At 70.6% G+C, this 19,200-nt stretch carries 18 protein-coding genes and 1 pseudogene; 16 read left to right on the top strand and 3 right to left on the bottom strand.

Features of this window, described 5'->3' with window-relative positions; all coding sequences use genetic code 11:
* Positions 1-3: 3 nt before the first annotated feature.
* Positions 4-666, bottom strand: a complete 663-nt coding sequence (locus OHA25_RS45280; RefSeq protein ID WP_327583057.1) for an acyltransferase — start codon at positions 664-666, stop codon at positions 4-6.
* 111 nt (positions 667-777) lie between these two features.
* On the opposite strand from OHA25_RS45280, the gene OHA25_RS45275 reads away from it, so the two are divergent.
* The 11 genes and pseudogenes from OHA25_RS45275 (at position 778) to OHA25_RS45225 (ending at position 12,191) form a co-directional block, all read left to right on the top strand.
* A complete protein-coding gene (locus tag OHA25_RS45275) occupies positions 778-2,442 on the top strand; it encodes a CTP synthase (RefSeq protein WP_305922098.1) in 1,665 nt (554 codons plus the stop codon).
* A gap of 76 nt (positions 2,443-2,518) precedes the next feature.
* Positions 2,519-3,127, top strand: coding sequence for an NUDIX hydrolase (locus OHA25_RS45270; protein ID WP_327583056.1), 609 nt, complete (start codon positions 2,519-2,521; stop codon positions 3,125-3,127).
* Between the two features lie 15 nt (positions 3,128-3,142).
* On the top strand, positions 3,143-4,048 hold the full coding sequence (locus tag OHA25_RS45265) for a site-specific tyrosine recombinase XerD (protein ID WP_327583055.1): 906 nt from the start codon (positions 3,143-3,145) through the stop codon (positions 4,046-4,048).
* Between the two features lie 123 nt (positions 4,049-4,171).
* Positions 4,172-5,107, top strand: a complete 936-nt coding sequence (locus tag OHA25_RS45260; RefSeq protein WP_371825908.1) for a ParA family protein — start codon at positions 4,172-4,174, stop codon at positions 5,105-5,107.
* Entirely contained in the window at positions 5,104-5,922 is an 819-nt protein-coding gene (locus OHA25_RS45255) for a segregation and condensation protein A (protein WP_327583054.1), read from the top strand. The genes OHA25_RS45260 and OHA25_RS45255 overlap by 4 nt, the downstream gene beginning before the upstream one ends.
* Before the next feature lie 803 nt (positions 5,923-6,725).
* Positions 6,726-7,259, top strand: coding sequence for an SMC-Scp complex subunit ScpB (gene scpB / locus OHA25_RS45250; RefSeq protein WP_327591137.1), 534 nt, complete (start codon positions 6,726-6,728; stop codon positions 7,257-7,259).
* A pseudogene (locus OHA25_RS61680) lies at positions 7,256-8,641 on the top strand (pseudouridine synthase); the annotation flags it as partial. The gene scpB and the pseudogene OHA25_RS61680, both read left to right, overlap by 4 nt.
* 15 nt (positions 8,642-8,656) lie before the next feature.
* Positions 8,657-9,289: a pseudouridine synthase gene (locus OHA25_RS45240; RefSeq protein WP_442942235.1), complete on the top strand. Its 633-nt coding sequence runs from the start codon at positions 8,657-8,659 to the stop codon at positions 9,287-9,289.
* Positions 9,290-9,360: 71 nt separating this feature from the next.
* The gene (gene aroH, locus OHA25_RS45235) at positions 9,361-9,720 is read left to right on the top strand and encodes a chorismate mutase (protein ID WP_305922105.1); all 360 of its coding nucleotides are present in this window, start codon (positions 9,361-9,363) and stop codon (positions 9,718-9,720) included.
* A gap of 66 nt (positions 9,721-9,786) precedes the next feature.
* Positions 9,787-10,863: a prephenate dehydrogenase gene (locus OHA25_RS45230; RefSeq protein ID WP_327583051.1), complete on the top strand. Its 1,077-nt coding sequence runs from the start codon at positions 9,787-9,789 to the stop codon at positions 10,861-10,863.
* A 179-nt stretch (positions 10,864-11,042) separates the two neighbouring features.
* Positions 11,043-12,191 (top strand): NAD(P)/FAD-dependent oxidoreductase, encoded by a 1,149-nt coding sequence (locus OHA25_RS45225; protein ID WP_327583050.1) that lies wholly within the window; start codon positions 11,043-11,045, stop codon positions 12,189-12,191.
* A 52-nt stretch (positions 12,192-12,243) separates the two neighbouring features.
* On the opposite strand, the gene OHA25_RS45220 is transcribed toward OHA25_RS45225, so the two are convergent.
* Positions 12,244-12,438: a DUF2795 domain-containing protein gene (locus OHA25_RS45220; RefSeq protein WP_327583049.1), complete on the bottom strand. Its 195-nt coding sequence runs from the start codon at positions 12,436-12,438 to the stop codon at positions 12,244-12,246.
* Between the two features lie 48 nt (positions 12,439-12,486).
* A complete protein-coding gene (locus tag OHA25_RS45215) occupies positions 12,487-13,335 on the bottom strand; it encodes a glycosyltransferase family 2 protein (RefSeq protein ID WP_327583048.1) in 849 nt (282 codons plus the stop codon).
* A 118-nt stretch (positions 13,336-13,453) separates the two neighbouring features.
* Here OHA25_RS45215 and OHA25_RS45210 point away from each other — a divergent pair, with 118 nt between their 5' ends.
* The 5 genes from OHA25_RS45210 (at position 13,454) to aspS (ending at position 19,161) form a co-directional block, all read left to right on the top strand.
* Positions 13,454-14,095: a TetR/AcrR family transcriptional regulator gene (locus OHA25_RS45210; protein ID WP_327583047.1), complete on the top strand. Its 642-nt coding sequence runs from the start codon at positions 13,454-13,456 to the stop codon at positions 14,093-14,095.
* Positions 14,092-15,453 carry a carotenoid oxygenase family protein gene (locus OHA25_RS45205; RefSeq protein WP_327583046.1) on the top strand — a complete coding sequence of 454 codons (1,362 nt, stop codon included), beginning with the start codon at positions 14,092-14,094 and terminating at the stop codon, positions 15,451-15,453. Before OHA25_RS45210 ends, OHA25_RS45205 begins: the two co-directional genes overlap by 4 nt.
* Before the next feature lie 75 nt (positions 15,454-15,528).
* Entirely contained in the window at positions 15,529-16,164 is a 636-nt protein-coding gene (cmk, locus tag OHA25_RS45200; protein WP_305922236.1) for a (d)CMP kinase, read from the top strand.
* 42 nt (positions 16,165-16,206) lie between these two features.
* Positions 16,207-17,598: a ribosome biogenesis GTPase Der gene (gene der, locus OHA25_RS45195; protein WP_305922112.1), complete on the top strand. Its 1,392-nt coding sequence runs from the start codon at positions 16,207-16,209 to the stop codon at positions 17,596-17,598.
* 300 nt (positions 17,599-17,898) lie between these two features.
* Positions 17,899-19,161 (top strand): aspartate--tRNA(Asn) ligase, encoded by a 1,263-nt coding sequence (gene aspS, locus OHA25_RS45190; RefSeq protein ID WP_327583045.1) that lies wholly within the window; start codon positions 17,899-17,901, stop codon positions 19,159-19,161.
* The last annotated feature ends 39 nt before the right edge of the window (positions 19,162-19,200 follow it).

Below are 19,200 nucleotides of genomic sequence, written 5' to 3'. Positions count from 1 at the left end.
CGGTTAGAAGGATGTTCGGTCCATCCCCGGTTCGACGGCGCCGTTCGGGGCGTGCCAGCCCAGGTGCGGCGTGTAACCGCGCACCCGCTTGGCCGGCACCCCGGCGACCACGCTGTGGTCGGGGAAGGTCCCGCGGACCACCGCCCCGCCTGCCACCACGCACTGGCGGCCCAGCGTGGTGCCCGGCAGGATGATCGCCCCCGCGCCCAGCCAGGAGCCTGAGCCGATCGAGACCGGGCTGTTGCGCGGCCACTGCCGGCCGATCGGCACGTCCGGGTCGTCGTAGACGTGGTTCTGGTCGGTGATGTAGACGTACGGGCCGGTGAAGACGTCGTCGCCGATGTCGATCGACTGGTGGGCCACGATGTGCGAGCCCCGGCCGATCGAGCAGCCGCGGCCGATCCGCAGGATCGAGTCCGGGCCGAGGTCCGGGCCCGGCATCATGCCGCACGAGAGCGACACGCGCTCGCCGATCAGCGTGTGGTCGCCGATCTCGATCCACTGCTCGCCGAAGATGGCGCCCGGGGGGAACGCGATGCTGACCCCGTCGCCCAACCGGCGGAATCGGTAACCGGCCGGAGAAGCCGGAGAGATCGCGCCCGCGTGGCGGATCGCCGTGTAGGTACGGTGAATCAGCGTGCCCACAGCCCGCCGTACTAATGCCATAGCGACCAAAGTTACCGCTAGGTCATGTCTGTTCGGGCATGTGAGGGGCGTTGTTTGATATCCTGAGAGCCCGTGGACACTTCGACCACACCTCGAGCCACGGGAGCCCCTTTGCGCAGCGCATCGCAAACCAAGCATCTGTTCGTCACCGGCGGTGTCGCCTCCAGTCTCGGCAAGGGGCTCACGGCATCCAGCCTCGGTCGCCTCCTCAAGGCACGCGGTCTCCGGGTCACCATGCAAAAGCTCGACCCGTACCTCAACGTCGACCCCGGGACCATGAACCCGTTCCAGCACGGCGAGGTGTTCGTCACCGACGACGGCGCCGAGACCGACCTCGACGTCGGCCACTACGAGCGCTTCCTCGACACCGACCTGCACGGCTCTGCGAACGTCACGACCGGCCAAATTTACTCCAACGTCATCGCCAAGGAGCGCCGGGGCGAATACCTGGGCGACACCGTCCAGGTCATCCCGCACATCACCAACGAGATCAAGGACCGCATCAGGGGCATGGCCGGTCCTGAGGTGGACGTGGTCATCACCGAGGTCGGCGGCACGGTTGGCGACATCGAGTCGCTGCCGTTCCTGGAGGCCGTCCGGCAGATCAGGCACGAGGTGGGGCGCGACAACGTGTTCTTCCTGCACGTGTCGCTGCTGCCGTACATCGGTCCCTCCGGGGAGCTCAAGACCAAGCCGACGCAGCACAGCGTGGCGGCGCTGCGCAGCATCGGCATCCAGCCGGACGCGATCGTGCTGCGGTCCGACCGGCCCGTGCAGACGGCGATCAAGCGCAAGATCAGCCTCATGTGCGACGTGGACGAGGACGCCGTGGTCTCCGCCGTGGACGCCGCCTCCATCTATGACATCCCGAAGGTGCTCCACTCCGAAGGGCTCGACGCGTACGTGGTGCGGCGGCTCGGCCTGCCGTTCCGTGACGTCGACTGGAAGGAGTGGGAGGAGCTCCTGCGCCGTGTCCACCGCCCCGCCAAGGAGGTCACGATCGCGCTGGTCGGGAAATACATCGACCTGCCCGACGCCTACCTGTCCGTGACCGAGGCGCTGCGGGCCGGCGGGTTCGCCAACGACGCGCGGATCAACATCCGCTGGGTCAAGAGCGACGACTGCGAGACTCCCGACGGCGCCGAGCGCGAGCTCGACGGCGTGGACGGCGTGCTCATCCCCGGCGGGTTCGGCGTGCGCGGCATCGAGGGCAAGATCGGCGCCATCCGCCACGCCCGCGAGAACAAGATCCCGCTGCTCGGCATCTGCCTGGGCATGCAGGGCATGGTCATCGAGGCCGCCCGCAACATGGCCGGCATCGAAGGCGCCAACTCCGCCGAGTTCGACCCCGACACCAAGCACGCGGTCATCTCCACCATGGCCGACCAGGAGGACGTCGTCGCGGGCGAGCGCGACATGGGCGGCACCATGCGCCTCGGCATCTACACCGCCAAGCTCGGCGAGGGCACGCTCGCCCGGCAGCTCTACGGCGGCAAGGCCAAGGCCGACGAGCGGCACCGTCACCGCTACGAGGTCAACAACACCTACCGGGAGCAGCTGGAGAAGGTCGGCTTGGTGTTCTCCGGCGTGTCGCCCGACGGCCGCCTGGTCGAGTACACCGAACTGCCCGTCGACATCCACCCGTTCTTCATCGGCACCCAGGCGCACCCCGAGTTCCGCTCCCGCCCCACCCGCGCCAACCCGATGTTCAAGGGCCTCATCGGCGCCGCCCTGATCTACGCCGACGGCCGCGTCGGCGCTAGGGTCGGCCAGTGAGAATCACCAGAGCGGCGAGCCGGGGGCGGAGAGCGGTAGCTTGCGTGACCAGCGCAGCCCCCGGGGGAGCGCGACCATGACCGCAGACATGCCTGAGGCGTGGGAGGTCGTTGAGACGAAGGAACGGTTCGAGGGCCGCGTCATCCGCGTGGTCACCGACACCGTCAAGATGCCCCGCGACGAGGTCGCCGACCGCGACTACGTGGTGCATCCCGGCGCGGTCGCCGTGCTGGCCCTCGACGACCGCGACCGCGTCCTGATGATCAGGCAGTATCGGCATCCCACCCGGCAGCTGATGTGGGAGCTGCCGGCCGGGATCCGGGACGTGGAAGGGGAAGCGCTGGTCGAAGGGGCGGCTCGGGAGCTCGCCGAGGAGGCCGGATACCGGGCCGGGACCTGGCAGACGCTCATCGACCTGCGCACCTCGCCCGGAATGAGCGACGAGCGCATCCGGGTCTTCCTCGCCCGCGACCTGTCCAAGATCCCCGACGAGGAGAACGGCTTCGTCCACCGGCACGAGGAAATCGACATGCCGGTCGAATGGATCCCCCTGGCCGACGCGGTGGAGAAGGCGCTCATGGGAATGATCCACAATTCCCCGGCCGTGGCCGGTATCCTCGCCGCATATGCGGCTTCGGTTGAGGGATTCGATTGCTTGCGTCCCGCCGACGCCCCGGAGGCGTGACGGAAGGACCGGTTCGTGGAGGCAGTGCTCTCCAGCTACCTCGCCCATCTGGCGGTGGAGCGGGGCCTGGCCGCCAACACGCTCGCGTCCTACCGCCGTGACCTGCGCCGCTACTTCGAGCACCTGCAGGCGCGCGGCCGCGCCGAGCTCGACGAGGTGGGGGAGGCCGATGTCCAGGCCTTCCTCGCCGCGTTGCGCGAGGGCGACGGCGAGCACCCGGCGCTGGTCGCCAGCTCGGCCGCCCGCGCCGTGTCCGCCGTGCGCGGGCTGCACCGTTTCGCCCTCCGTGAGGGCGTCACCGCCCACGACCCCGCCCACCAGGTGCGCCCGCCGCGCCAGCTCCGCAGGCTCCCCAAGGCCGTCGCCGTGGACGAGGTCGAACGGCTCATCGCCGCCTCCGGCCCCGACGGCGCGCCCCTGACGCTGCGCAACCGCGCCCTGCTCGAAGTCCTGTACGGCACCGGCGCCCGCATCTCCGAAGCCGTCGGGCTGGCCGTGGACGACCTCGAAGACGAGCAGGTACGCCTGCGCGGCAAGGGCGGCCGTACGCGCGTCGTGCCTTTGGGGCGTTATGCCCGCTCCGCCCTGGACGCGTACGTGGTGCGTGCCCGGCCCGGACTGCTCGCCCACGGACGGGGCACCCCCGCCGTCTTCCTGAACGCCCGGGGCGGGCGTCTGACCAGGCAGGGAGCCTGGGAGGTGCTCCAGACAGCCGCCGAACGCGCCGGACTCGACAGGATAAGTCCCCACGTTCTCCGGCATTCCTTCGCAACTCATCTGTTGGACGGCGGGGCTGACGTTAGGGTGGTGCAGGAGTTGCTCGGCCACGCCTCGGTGACGACCACACAGGTCTACACCCTGGTCACGGTCGACAGGCTCCGCGAGGTCTATGCCGCCGCGCATCCTCGCGCCCGTCAGTGATCTATAGTCTTTTGCGACGTGCGGCGCCCTCGGCGTGCCGCCTTGCCGCGTTAAGTGGTGACGCCATAGTGTCCGTCCGGACGGTCCGGTTCGGGATCGTCAGGGAGGTTCGAGCTGGTGACTGTGACGACCAAGGGTTCAACCCCGGGGACCCCCGACAACCCCTGGGGCGGCACGAAAAGCAACGCGCCTTCCAATGGCGTCAACCTCGGGCCCACACAGCGGCCCAGACCGGTGTTCCCAGAACCGGTGCCCCCTGCCGTGCACGGCCCCGCGCGCGTGGTCGCGATGGTCAATCAGAAGGGCGGGGTCGGCAAGACCACGACCACTATCAATCTGGGCGCCGCGCTGGTCGAATACGGCCTCAAGGTGCTGCTGGTCGACTTCGACCCGCAGGGCGCGCTCTCTGTCGGGCTGGGCATCAACCCGCTCCAGCTCGACCTGACTGTCTACAACCTGCTCATGGAGCGCAACGTCACCGCTGAGGACGTGCTGCTCGGGACCGGTGTCGAGGGGCTCGACCTGCTGCCGAGCAACATCGACCTGTCCGCGGCCGAAGTGCAGCTCGTCACCGAGGTGGCGCGCGAGCAGGTGCTCGGCCGCGTGATCAAGCCGCTGCTGCCGCACTACGACGTGTGCCTCATCGACTGTCAGCCGTCCCTGGGCCTGCTCACGATCAACGCGCTGACCTGCGCCCACGGCGTCATGGTGCCGCTGGAGTGCGAGTTCTTCGCGCTGCGCGGCGTGGCGCTGCTCATGGACACCATCTCCAAGGTCCAGGAGCGCCTCAACGAGGACCTCGAGATCGAGGGCCTGCTCGCCACCATGTACGACGCCCGCACCCTGCACGGGCGCGAGGTGCTCGCCCGCACGGTGGAGGCGTTCGGCGACAAGGTGTTCCACACCGTGATCAACCGTACGGTGCGGTTCCCTGACGCGACCGTGGCCGGCGAGCCGATCACCACGTTCGACCCGTCGTCCCTCGGCGCCAACGCTTACCGTGAGCTGGCCCGTGAGGTGCTGTCTCGCTGGCCGGAGCCTGCGACAATGTCCAGGTGACCACCGCTGAGCAGAGCGAACCTCGGGGTTTCCAGGTCCACCTGGACGTCTTCGAGGGACCCTTCGATCTGCTCCTCGGCCTCATCGCCAAGCACAAGCTGGACATCACCGAGGTCTCACTCTCCAAGGTCACCGACGAGTTCATCGCGTACATCCGTTCGCGCGGGCCCGAGTGGGACCTCGACCAGACCAGCCACTTCCTGCTGGTGGCGGCCACGCTGCTGGATCTGAAGGCAGCCCGGCTGCTGCCCTCCGGCGAGGTGGAGGACGAGGAGGACCTGGCGCTGCTGGAGGCCAGGGACCTGCTGTTCGCCCGGTTGCTGCAGTACAAGGCGTACAAAGAGGTGGCGAAGATCTTCGCGGGCCGGATGGCGGAGGAGGCGCTGCGTTTCCCACGCACTGTGCCGATGGAGCCGCAGTTCGCCAACCTGCTGCCCGAGCTCGTGCTGGGCATCGGGCCCGAGCAACTCGCCAAGATCGCAGCGCGCGCCTTCATCCCCAAGCTGCCGCCCACCGTGAGTGTCGGGCACATTTACCAGCCCCTGGCGAGCGTCAAAGAGCAGGCCGCGCTCCTGGTCATGCACCTGCGCCGGCTGCGGCGGGCCACCTTCCGTGCGCTGGTGTCCGACTGCGAGGGCACCTACGAGGTCATCGCGCGGTTCCTGGCGGTGCTGGAGCTGTTCCGGGAGTCGGCGGTCACGTTCGAGCAGGTCGAGCCGCTCGGGGACCTGCACGTGACCTGGACGGGCTCCGACGACGGGGACGTCGCGGTGGGGGACGACTACGAGGAATCCGCGGAGAAGCCAACGCAATGACTGACAACCCCAACCCGCTGCCCACCCCCCGCCGGTCCCCGGACTCCGGACCCCCGCTCCCCGCCTGGATGAGCTTGCCCGGCTCCCTCGCTCAGTCGCCGCCGCCGGCGGCGGAGGACACCACGTCCGAGGACACGCCCGCTGCGGCGCTAGCCGACACACCGGTTGCGGAGCTCGATGCGGCGCTGGCTGACGTGCCGGTTGCGGAGGCCGATGCGGCGCTGGCCGACACACCGGTTGCGGAGGCCGATGCGGCGTCGGCGGGCGTGCAGGTTGCGCCGGCCGATGCGGTGCCAGCGGACATGGCCGCGGCGTCGGAGGCGGTGCCGGGTTCGGGCGTCGTGCCGGACGCTGGTGCGCCGGCCGATCCGCCGCCGGTGGTGGAGACGTCGGACGCTCCGGCCCTCGGATCGGCTGCCGGCCCTGCGCCTTCGTCCCCGGAGGCGGCGTCTGGCGGCGCCGGGGCGACGGCGCTTGGTGCGGTGGAGTTCGGCGCGACGCGTGCGGCGCAGGACGTGGATGCCGGCAAGATCGCCGAGCCGGGGGACGGCTCTTCGGCCGCTGAGGCGGAGGCCGACTCATCGGTTGTGGCCGCTGGGCCCGGGTTCTCCGGCACTGGGTCGGCAGGGCGTGGTGCGGTGGAGTTCGGCGCGACCCGTGCGGCGGGGGACGTGGAGGACGCCGGCTTCGATGTGGCCGGGACGCCAGAGGACGACGTAACCGGAGCGTCGGAGGACGACGTAACCGGAGCGTCGGAGGATGACGGGACCGAGGCGGAGGACGGTAGCGCTGGGGGCCCGACGCTGCAGGCGGCGCTGGAGGCTATCCTGGTTGTCGTTGACGAGCCTGTCGCTGAGGTGACCCTGGCGCAGGTGCTGGAGCGGCCCACCCATGAGGTGGCCGCGGCCTTGCGGGGGTTGGCGGCGGAATATACCGCTGCCGGACGGGGTTTTGATCTGAGAGAAGTGGCGGGCGGCTGGCGGTTCTACACGCGGGCCGACTGCGCGCCGCTGGTCGAGCGGTTCGTACGCGATGGCCAGCAGACGCGGCTGACCCAGGCCGCGCTCGAAACACTCGCGGTCGTGGCCTACCGGCAACCGGTGAGTCGTGCCCGCGTCGCCGCCGTGCGCGGCGTCAACAGCGACGGCGTCATGCGGACGCTCGTCGCCAGGGGGCTGGTCGAAGAGGCCGGCACCGACCCGGAGAGCCAGGCAGTGCTCTACCGGACAAGCTCATACTTCCTTGAACGTCTGGGACTACGGGATCTCAGCGAGCTCCCCGAGCTCGCCCCCCTCCTCCCCGACGACGTGGAAAATCTCGAGGAGACAACAAAGTGATCAACAGGCGAAGCACCCCGTCCGGTGATGGACGCGGTCGTGGACGTACCGGCGGCTCGGGCCGTAGTGCCGGCCGCGACGGACGTCCCGCCTTCCGCTCCGACCGTGATGACGTCCAGAGCGGTTCCCGTGACTCCCTCCGCGCCGACCGCTCCGGGACCCGCGCCCGGTACGGCACCTCCGGCGAGCGCGAGGACCGATCCCCACGTGACGACCGATCCCCACGTGACGCTCGCGAGGATCGTTACGGCTCGCGTGGTGACCGCGACTCGTGGTCCCGCGGAGATCGAGACGACCGGCCTGCGCGCGGAGACCGCGACGAGCGTTCCCGCGGCGACCGGGATGGTAACCGTTCCGATCGCCGCGACGAGCGCGGCGGCTATGGCGCCGGTGCCCAGCGTCGTGACGAGCGTGGTGGCGGCTATGGCGCCAGTGCCCAGCGTCGCGATGACCGTGGCGGCTCTGGTGCCGGCCGTCGGGATGACCGTGGTGGCTACGGCGCCCAGCGTCGCGACGAGCGGGGTGGCGGCTATGGCGCCGGTGCCCAGCGTCGCGACGAGCGGGGTGGCGGCTATGGCGCCGGTGCCCAGCGTCGCGATGAGCGGGGTGGCGGCTATGGCGCCGGTGCCCAGCGTCGCGATGAGCGGGGTGGTGGCTATGGCGCCGGTGCCCAGCGTCGCGATGACCGTGGTGGCTATGGCGCCCAGCGTCGTGACGAGCGTGGTGGCTACGGTGCCGGCCGTCGTGATGACCGTGGTGGCTATGGCGCCGAGCGCCGTGACGACCGGGGTGGCCGTGGTGCCGAGCGTCGTGACGAGCGTGGTGGCTATGGCGCCGAGCGCCGTGACGACCGGGGTGGCCGTGGTGCCGAGCGTCGTGACGAGCGTGGTGGCGGCTATGGCGCCGGTGCCCAGCGTCGCGACGAGCGTGGTGGCTACGGTGCTGGCCGTCGGGATGACCGTGGCGGCTATGGCGCCGGCCGGCGTGACGAGCGTGGCGCCGACCGGGGCGCGTTCCGGGCCGACCGCAGCGGACGCAGGGAGAGCGAGCGTCCGTCGCGCGGCGGACGAGAGGATCTCGCCCCCCGGGGCACGTCCTCGAGCCGCGCCCGTTATGGCAGGCGGGACGGCGACGCCCCCCGCGATGCCCGTACCGGCCGCGCCCCCAGGCGCGACGACGTGCAGACCGTGGGCAAGAGCTACGGCAGCCCGCAGCGGGACCGGATCAAGGCGGCCCGCCAGCCCCTCCGCGACCGCGACTTCTACCCCGAGGGCTACACCGACGAGCGCGACACCACCGAGGTGCCGGACGGCGTACGGCTGCAGAAGGTGCTCGCGCAGGCGGGCGTGGCCAGCCGCAGGGCCTGCGAGGAGATGATCGGCGAGGGCCGCGTCACCGTGAACGGCCAGGTCGTACGGCGCTTCGGCGCCAAGGTCGACCCCGCGACCCAGGTCATCCACGTGGACGGCAAGCGCATCCCCACCGCCCCCGACCTGGTCTACTACGCCATGAACAAGCCCATCGGCGTCGTGTCCACCATGGACGACCCGCAGGGCCGCCCGTGCCTGGCGGACTTCGTGCAGGAGCTGGCCCCGCGGTTGTTCCACGTGGGCAGGCTGGACACCGAGACCGAGGGCCTGCTGCTGCTCACCAACGACGGCGAGTTGGCCAACCGGTTGACGCACCCCAGCTACGGCGTGCAGAAGAAATACTGGGCCAAGGTGCCCGGGCCGATCCCCAGGGACCTGGGGCGCCGGCTCAAGCAGGGCATCGAGCTGGAGGACGGCATCGCGAAGGCCGACGGCTTCAGCATCGTGCAGGAGCACGGCCAGCAGGCGCTGGTCGAGATCGTGCTGCACGAAGGGCGTAATCACGTCGTCAGGCGCATGCTGGAAGAGGCCGGGCACCGCGTGATCGACCTGGCCAGGATCGAGTTCGGACCGGTGAAGCTGGGCCGTACCAAGCCCGGGACCGTACGCGCGCTGAGCTTGAAAGAGGTCGGCGAACTGTACGCGGCCGTGAAGCTGTAATCTGACCGGAACGCAGGAGCCCGTGCGAACCTCCGCACGGGCTCTCTCGCTCAGAGAAGGGGACAAACCAGATGGTGCGGGCGATCCGCGGGGCGATTCAGGTGGACGCCAACGATCGTGACTCGATCGTCGAGGGCACGACCGAGCTGGTCAGCGCGATCATGGAGCGCAATGAGCTGACCACGGACGACGTGATCAGCGTGCTGTTCACGGCGACGCCCGACCTGACGGCCGAGTTCCCCGCACTGGCGGCGCGGAAGCTGGGCTTCCACGACGTGCCGCTGATCTGCTGCACCGAGATCGACGTGCCGGGCGCGCTGCCTCGCGTGGTACGCCTGATGGCGCACGTCGAGACCGATCGCCCCCGGGCCGAGATCCAGCATGTCTACCTGCGCGGCGCCGTGGCGCTTCGGCAGGACATCGCACAGTAAGCCGCCGGCAAGCACCACCAGAGACACTCACCTCCCCCTACCGGCCCGACATATCAGGACAACGAGATGGAACTTCGTACCGTGCTCGTCGTGGGCACCGGTCTGATCGGCACCTCCGCGGCGCTGGCGCTGCGCAAGCGCGGCGTACGCGTCCTGCTCGCCGACCGCGACCAGGGAGCCGTACGGCTGGCACGGGAGCTCGGCGCGGGTGAGGAATGGGACGGCCACGAGACGGTGGATCTGGCGGTCATCGCCGTGCCCCCGGCCCACGTGGCGAGCGAGTTGCTGGAGCTGCAGCGGCACGGCGTGGCCAGGTTCTACACCGACGTCGCCAGTGTGAAGGTCGAGCCCATCGACCGGGCCACGCAGCTGGGCTGCGACCTGGCGACCTACGTCGCCTCCCACCCACTGGCCGGCCGCGAGAAGTCCGGTCCCGGCGCCGCGCGGGACGATCTGTTCCTGGGCCGTCCGTGGGCGCTGTGCCCCACGGAGAAGGCCGGCCCCGACGCGAAGGCGGCCGTGCTGCGGCTGATCGAGCTGTGCGGGGCCAACCCGGTCGAGGTCAACGCCGACGACCACGACCGCGCGGTCGCCGTCGTCTCCCACGCGCCGCACGTGGCCTCCTCCGCCGTGGCCGCGCGGCTGGCCGACGCCACGGATGTCGCGCTCGGCCTGGCCGGGCAGGGCGTACGCGACGTCACCAGGATCGCCGGCAGCGACCCAGGGTTGTGGATCGGCATCCTGTCCGGCAACGCCACTCCCGTCGCCGAGGTGCTCGAGGCCGTCGCGCACGACCTGGCCGAGGCCGCGAGTGCGCTGCGTGCCCTGGCCGAGGGTGACGGCACCGCCACCGGAGAGCTGACCCAGCTGCTCAAGCGCGGCGTCGCCGGGCACGACCGGATTCCGGGCAAGCACGGCGGTCCGGCCTCCGCGTACGCCGTCGTCCAGGTCGTCATCGGCGACCGGCCCGGCCAGCTCGCCCGGCTGTTCCAGGTGTGCGACGAGGTGGGGGTCAACGTCGAGGACGTGCGCCTGGAGCACGCGCCTGGGCTTCCCCTGGGCGTCGCTGAGCTGTCCGTGCAGCCCGGCGCCGCCATCCCGCTCACCGACGCCCTGCGCGAACGCGGCTGGCACGTCCCCTAAGCTGGCACGTCCCCTGGGCAGGTCGCCCCTTAGGCAGGTGGCCCCTTAGGCAGGTGGCCCCTTAGGCAGGTGGCCCCTTAGGCAGGTCGTCCCTTAGGCAGGTCCCGCAAGGCGAGCTGCGATGTCACATCCGAGTCTCCTCGATACGTCCCTGGTGTGAATCGAGGAGGTAAGGAAGAATGACTGACATTCTTGTTCTGGGCGGCGGTTACACCGGCATCGCGGCGGCCATCCGGGTCGCCGTCAGGACCCAGCGCATCGGCGGCAAGGTCACGCTGGTGAACGCCTCGGCGCGGTTCACCGAACGGCTCCGGCTGCATCAGACGGCGGCCGGTGAGAAGCTGGCGGACCATTCACTGAAAGACCTGCTCGCGGGCACCGGCATCCGGTTCGTCCAGGGCCGGGTAGCGGGGCTCGACGTCGGACGGCGCGAGGCACGGCTCGACGACGGGCGCGTGCTCGGCTACGACAAGCTGATCTACGCTCTCGGCACCGTCACCGATGCCTCGGTGCCCGGCGTGGCCGAGCACGCCCACGTCTACGACGACTACGCGGGCACGAAGCAGTTCGCCGAGCGCCTCGCGGCACTCGATGGGGGAACGGCGGTCGTGGCCGGCGGCGGGCTCACCGGCGTCGAGTCGGCCACCGAGCTGGCCGAGGCGCATCCGGATCTGCACGTCTTCCTGGTCACGCGGGGCCGGCCGGGCGCCATGATGGGCGAGAAGGCCCGCGCCTACCTGGACGCGGCGCTGGAACGGCTCGGCGTCGAGGTACGCGCCGGCGTCGACGTCGCCAAGGTCCTGCCCGACGCGGTCGAGCTGGCCGGCGGCGAGTTGATCCACTCCGACGCCACGCTCTGGACCACCGGGACCAGCGGGCTGCCGGTGGCCGCGGAGTCCGGGCTCACCGTCGACAAGCGCGGCAGGATCGTCGTGGACTCCGCGCTCCGCTCGGTGTCCCACCCGGACGTCTACGCCGTCGGCGACGCCGCGGCCATCACCCAGCCGTTCGGGGTAATGCACGGCACCTGCCAGGGCGGCATCCCGACCGGGCTGCACGCGGCCGACTCCCTGGCCGCCACGCTGCGCGGCAAGACGCCCAAGCCGTTCAGGTTCGGGTACATTCATCAGCCCGTCAGCCTCGGGCGTAAGGACGGGGTCATCCAGTTCACCCGGCCGGACGACAGCCCGCGCCGGTGGTTCCTGACCGGGCGGGCGGCGGTCGTCTACAAGGAGACGGTGTCCAGCAGCCCGATCCCGACGTTCAAGCTGCTCAAGCGTGGTCTGGTGCCCGTCTGGATGTTCGCGCTGACGGCCGGGCTCGCATGATCGGACACAGCGCGGCGGACGAGCCGGTGATCTCGCCCGCCGCGCCCCCACGTCACTTCTTGGTCACCGCCTGACTGACGGCGTTCGGGCCGTCGTACCGGCGGTCCGGCATATTCTCCAGGGCCTTGACGATGTCGTCGCCCGCGCCGTGGTCGCGGGCGGCCTTGACCAGATCGGCCTTGCTGGCGGGATAGTCCACGCCGCTCAGGTGTTTCTGCAGGTCGATCGGATTCGGTGCACTACTCATGGATGCCTGCTGCCCGTCACCCATGAGACGTAACGACGGGTCCGCAGATCACTCGTCATCCCGTTCCAGCCTGCGGCGGGCTCGTTCCACCGCGACGGGGAGTTCGCGTCGCGCGGCCAGCGCGCGGGGGAAGCGCCGCACCGCCGTACGCAGCCCCTCCCAGCCCGCGGGGCCGGCGCGCAGCGCGTCGAACGAACGCCGGGCCACCACGCGCCACGGCCGCCGCAGGACGGCGGTCAGCACGGCGTTGCGCGCGGCCAGCGCCTGCCTCCCGCGGGGATCCCGAGCGGGCGACGGGTGATGGTGCGCCACGACGTCGTCCACGTACGCCAGCCCCCACCCGCGCGCCGCCAGGTCCACGGCCAGCCGCTCCTCCTCGCCGAAGAAGAAGATCACGTCATCGAACCCACCCGCGTCGAGGAACGCCTCCCTGCGCACCACCGCCCCGCACGCCAGGAACCCCAGCACGCTCGGCCCCGGCAGGTCGGGCTCCATGCCGAGCGGCGAGCGTGCCATCAGCTCCGACACAGGATCCAGCCGCTCCTGCGGCCCCACCAGCACGCGCGCCCCCAGCATGGCCAGCCGCGGATGAGCGTCCAGCACGTCGGCTGCCCGCTCCAGCGCGCCGGGCGCCCACCAGGAGTCGTCGTCGGCGAAGGCCACGTACGGGGTCTCGGCCAGCCGCACACCGACGTTGCGCGCGGGCGCCCCCAGGTTCGTGCCCGCCTCGACGAGGTGGACGTCGGGGAAGTGCTTGCGAACGAACGCCGCCGTCCCGTCGGTCGAGCCGTTGTCGATGAGGATCACCGGGCGCGGGTGCAAGGGGAGCGAGCGGGCCAGCGACCGCAACCTGTCCTTGCTGGCCACCACGACCGTGACCCGCGCTCCATCTGCCACACGAGGTCACTTACCGGGAAGAACGCGCTTACTCCTCGGCGGGGCCGTTGACACGTGGGCGGAGCAGGCATATAAAGATCGGTAACAGTGTTACCGATAAGAAACGACGTTACCCACTATGACGAGCACCGCATACCAGCAGGCTCAGCAGGAAGGGCAGGACGTCGTCCGGGCAGCCATCCTGGACGCCGCCACGCGCCTGCTCGTCACCGAGGGCCCGGCGGCGCTGACCGTGCGGCGTATCGCCGGCGAGGTCGGCTGCTCCACGAAGGTGATCTACACGCTGTTCGGCGGTAAGGACGGCCTCGGCGAGGCGTTGTGGCTGGAGGGGTTCGCCAGGTTCGAGCGGCGGCTGCTCGCCGTGTCCGCCCTGGATGACCCGCTGGCCTGCCTGCATGCCGGGCTCGAGGCCTACCGGGACTACGCGCTGGCCGAGACCGACTACTACAGGGTCATGTTCCAGGGCGCTCTTCCCGGGCTGCAGCCGGGGCCCGAGGCCGTGGCGACGGCCAAGCGCACGTTCGAGCTGCTCGTCCGCCGCGTCCAGGACTGCCTGGAGCCGGGACTGCTGCGCGGCGGCACCGCCGAGGAGATCGCCGACCTGCTGTGGATGGCGGTCCACGGCGCGGTGAGCCTGGAGATCTCCGGCTTCTTCCACGAGCCTGAGGCGACGCGGCGCTATCGGGCGCTGTGCTCCTCGGTGCTCTCGCCCTTCCTGCTTCCTCCCGACCTTCCTCCCGACGAGGGGACCACACCATGACCACCACACCGTTCAGGGGCGGCTTCACGCCCGTGACCGAGGAGATCACGGCCTTCGACCTGGAGGTCACCGGGCGCATCCCGGACGAGCTCAACGGCCGTTACCTGCGTAACGGTCCCAACCCGCTCAGCCTCGACGACCCGAGCGCGAGCCATCTGTTCATCGGCGAGGGCATGGTGCACGGCGTGCGGCTGCGCGACGGCCGCGCCGAGTGGTACCGCAACCGCTGGGTCCGGAACGCCGCCGTCGCCCGGCGGCTCGGCGAGGAGCCCCGGCCGGGCCCCACGCACGAAGGCATGGACTTCGCGGCCAACACGCACGTCATCGGGCTGGCCGGGCGCACGTTCGCGACCGTCGAGGCGGGGGCGCTGCCGTACGAGCTGAGCTATGAGCTCGACACCATCGGCGCGTGCGACTTCGACGGCGGCCTGCCCGGCGGGTACGCCGCCCACACCCACGCCGACCCGGCCACCGGCGAGCTGCACGCCATGGCCTACTTCTTCGGCTGGGACCACCACCAGCACATCGTGATCGACGCCAAGGGCGCCGTGACGCAGGTCAGGGAGATCCCGATCGCGGACGCGCCGATGCTGCACGACTTCGCCCTCACCGAGCGATACGTCGTGATCTACGACCTGCCGGTCACGTACAGCATGGCCCACGCCGAGAAGGGCGTCCCGCTGCCGTACGCGTGGAATGACGCACGCGGCGCCAGGGTCGGCCTGATGTCCCGCACCACTGGCGAGGTGCGCTGGGCCGAGGTGGAGCCCTGCTGGGTGTTCCACACGCTCAACGCCTACGACGACGGCGAAGAGGTGGTCGTGGACCTGGTGCGCTACCCCAAGCGGTTCGTGGACGCGCGGCTCGACCTGGGAGGCACGCCCACGCTGGACCGGTGGCGGATCGACCCGCGCGCGGGCAAGGTTGTCCAGACGCGGCTGGACGACCGGGCGCAGGAGTTCCCGCGCATGGACGAGCGGCTCACCGGCCGCGCCTACCGCTACGGCTACACCGCGGCCGCCCGCGACCTGACCGATGTGATCTACCCGGCGGACACCGAGCTGGAAGACCTGCCCGACGAGGCCTTCGACAACACGCTCATCAAGCACGACCTGGATCACGGCACGCAGGAAATGCGGCAGTTCGGGCGCGGCGCGTACGTGGGCGAGCCGGTCTTCGTCGCCTCCGGCCAGGCCGAGGACGACGGCTACGTGCTCTCCTACGTCAACAACCCGGCCAGGGGAGCGGCCGATCTGGTGATCCTTTCCGCGCAGGACTTCACCGGCGAGCCGGTCGCCACCGTGCACCTGCCCGCCCGGGTGCCACTCGGCTTCCACGGGAGCTGGATCGCTGACTGAGTTGGAGACGGTACCCTCGTCAAGTTGGACGGAAAACGTGAAGAGGGAGAGACCGTGGCCGGTCTGGTCATCGCCATGGACGGCCCTTCGGGGTCGGGCAAGTCGAGCGTCTCGCGCGGGGTCGCCCGCGCGCTGGGACTGCGCTACCTCGACACCGGAGCCATGTATCGCGCGATGACCTGGTGGATGCTCCAGCAGGGCGTCGACCTGGCCGACCACGCCGCGATCGCGGCCCGCTGCGGCGAGCCGCGGATCGTCTCCGGCACCGACCCGGACGGTCCTGCGATCCACGTCGACGACGTCGACGTGGCCGGGCCGATCAGGGAGGCCGAGGTGACCGGCGCGGTCTCCGCCGTCGCCGCCGTCCCCGAGGTGCGGGTGCGCCTGGTCGCGCTGCAGCGGGAGATCATCGGCGCCGGTGACATCGTGGTCGAGGGCCGCGACATCGGCAGCGTCGTCTACCCCGACGCCCCCGTCAAGGTCTACCTGACGGCCAGTCCGGAGGCGCGCGCCCAGCGGCGCAGCGCCGAGCTGGCCGGCACCACGGCGGAGGCACAGCAGGAGGCCATGGCCAGGCGTGACACCCTGGACTCGACACGTAAGACGGACCCACTCTCGATGGCGGCTGGCGCCGTCGAGGTCGACACCACCGCGCTCACCTTGGAAGAGGTCATCGCGGAGGTGTTGAGGCTGGTCAAAGAGCGCACCTGACCCCCATGTCGGGTGCGGTACTCACATTAAGGATGAAATTTCGTGACAACGGGGGACTGGGTCGAGGCCGAACTCGACGAGCTTGAGATCACCGAGCACGGCGATGCGACGCCGCTGCCGGTCGTCGCCATCGTAGGACGGCCGAACGTCGGCAAGTCCACGCTGGTCAACCGCATTATCGGCCGCCGCGAAGCGGTCGTCGAAGACGTGCCGGGCGTCACCCGCGACCGCGTCACCTACGACGCCAACTGGCGCGGCCGCCGCTTCACCGTGGTCGACACCGGCGGCTGGGACCCCGACGCCACCGGCATGAGCCTGCGCATCGCCGAGCAGGCCCAGGTCGCGGTCGAGCTGGCCGACGTGATCGTGTTCGTGGTCGACGCCACCGTCGGCGCAACCGACGCCGACGAAATCGTGGGCTCGATCCTGCGCCAATCGGGCAAGCCGGTCATCCTGGCCGCCAACAAGGTCGACAACCAGCAGATGGAGCTCGAGGCCGCGGGGCTGTGGTCGCTCGGACTCGGCGAGCCTTACCCCGTCTCGGCCCTGCACGGGCGCTCCAGCGGCGACCTGCTCGACGTGATGCTCGACGCGCTGCCCGAGACGCCGCAGGTCACCTTCGAGGCCCAGCGCGGCCCCGCCAGGGTGGCGCTGCTCGGCAAGCCCAACGTGGGCAAGTCCTCCCTGCTCAACAAGCTGGCGGGGGAGGAGCGTGTGCTCGTCGACCCCATGGCCGGCACCACCCGCGACCCCGTGGACGAGCTGATCGAGCTGGGCGGGCGCACCTGGCGCTTCGTCGACACGGCCGGCATCCGGCGGCGCGACCGCGAGCTGCAGGGCGCCGACTTCTACGCCGCCATGCGCACCCGCGCCGCGCTGGAGCGCTCGGAGGTGGCGATCGTGCTCATCGACGCCAGCGAGCCGCTCACCGAGCAGGACCTGCGCATCATCGGCCTGGTCATCGATTCCGGGCGGGCCATGGTGGTCGCGTTCAACAAGTGGGACCTGGTCGACGAGGACCGCCGCTACTACCTGGAGAAGGAGATCGACCGGCAGCTCGTGCGCACGCCGTGGGCGCTGCGGGTCAACATCTCCGCCCTGACCGGGCGGCACGTGGACCGGCTGGTCCCGGCGCTGGAGAAGGCGCTCGACTCGTGGTCCACGCGGGTGCCGACGGCCCGGCTCAACGCGTTCCTGACCGAGCTGGTGCAGCAGACGCCGCCGCCGGTCCGGGGCGGCAAGCAGCCGAAGATCCTCTTCGCCACGCAGGCGTCGGTCGAGCCGCCCAAGTTCGTGTTGTTCACCTCCGGCTGGCTGGAGGACACCTACCGGCGCTTCGTCGAGCGGCGCATCCGGGAGGAGTTCGGCTTCGCCGGCTCGCCGATCGAGGTCACGATGAAGATCCGCGAGAAGCGGGCCAAGAAGGAGAAGTAATCGCTTTGCCGGTGGCTCCGGCGCGGCCGTAAGATCGACGGCAAACGTCGAGGGAGACGAGTAGCCGCGGGCCTTCGCGGGTCCAGAGAGCCGCCGGCAGCTGCGAAGGCGGCCCCGCGTCCCGCGGGCGAAGACACTCCTGAGTGCGGGGAGGAAATGCCCCGCCGGTCTGACCCCCGTCATCGGGTCGTCGAGGCCGCCCCGCTCGCCGCGGGGCGGTGAAAGTGCGGTGGCACCGGGAGCAACCCTTCTCCCCCGCACTTCCAAGGGATCATGCACATCCTTTTCCGAGGAGCTGTAATGATCTCTCGTATCATGACCGCGGAGCTCGCCGAGCACGTGGGTCAACGAGTGACGATCGCCGGCTGGGTCCATCGCCGCCGGCAGCTGAAATCCGTGTCCTTCCTCGTCGTCAGGGACCGTACCGGCCTGGCGCAGGTGGTCTCCGGCGGCGACCTGCCGGGCGAGGAGAGCGTCGTCCACGTCACCGGCACCGTGACCGCGAGTTCGCAGGCGCCGGGAGGCGTCGAGCTGGTCAAGCCGGACGTCGAGGTGCTGGCCGAGCCGGGCGCGCCGCCGCCGTTCGACCTCTACCGGCCGGTGGTGCCCGCGGCCCTGCCGACCATCCTGGACCACGCGCCGGTCGCGCTGCGGCACCCGCTGCTGCGGGCGCCGCTGGAGATCTCGGCCGCGAGCGTGGCCGGGTTCCGTGAGGCGCTCGATCGGCTCGGCTTCACCGAGATCCACACCCCGAAGATCGTGGCCTCGGCCACCGAGTCGGGCGCGAACGTCTTCGGCATCGACTACTTCGGGCGGCCCGCCTACCTCGCGCAGTCGCCGCAGTTCTACAAGCAGACGATGGTCGGGGTGTTCGAGCGGGTGTACGAGGTCGGGCCGGTCTTCCGGGCCGAGCCGCACGACACCGTACGCCACCTGGCCCAGTACACGAGCCTGGATGCCGAGCTGGGCTTCGTCGCCGACCATCGGGATGTCATGGCGGTGCTGCGGGAGACGGTGGCGGGCATGCTGGAGTCGGTACGCCGCCGCGCCGCCTCCGCCGTCTCGTCGCTCGCGATCGCGTTGCCTGCCGTGCCCGCCGAGATCCCGGCCATCCACTTCACCGAGGCCCAGCGGCTGACCTCGTCGGACGAGCCCGACCTGGCGCCGGCGCAGGAACGGTGGCTGTCGGAGTGGGCGGTGCGGGAGCACGGGTCGGACTTCCTCTTCGTGACCGGCTATCCGATGGCCAAGCGGCCCTTCTACACCCACCCCGACCCGGCGCGGCCCGGCTACTCCAACGGGTTCGACCTACTGTTCCGAGGGCTGGAACTGGTGACGGGCGGGCAGCGGCTGCACCGGTACGAGGACTACCTGACGGCGCTGAGCGAGCGCGGGGAGCCGGTGGAGCCGTACGAGGGGTATTTGCAGGCGTTCCGGTACGGGATGCCGCCGCACGGCGGGTTCGCGCTGGGGCTGGAGCGGTGGACGGCGCGGCTGACGGGCGCGACCAACATCCGCCAGACCACCGCCTTCCCTCGTGACCTGCACCGGCTCTCGCCCTAGGCCTCACCCGAGTGTCGCCTCGACACGGAATTCGACATC

The sequence above is a fragment of the Nonomuraea sp. NBC_00507 genome (assembly GCF_036013525.1).
In the GTDB taxonomy this organism is placed as follows: domain Bacteria; phylum Actinomycetota; class Actinomycetes; order Streptosporangiales; family Streptosporangiaceae; genus Nonomuraea.
This window is presented reverse-complemented; position numbering and strand designations above follow the sequence as displayed.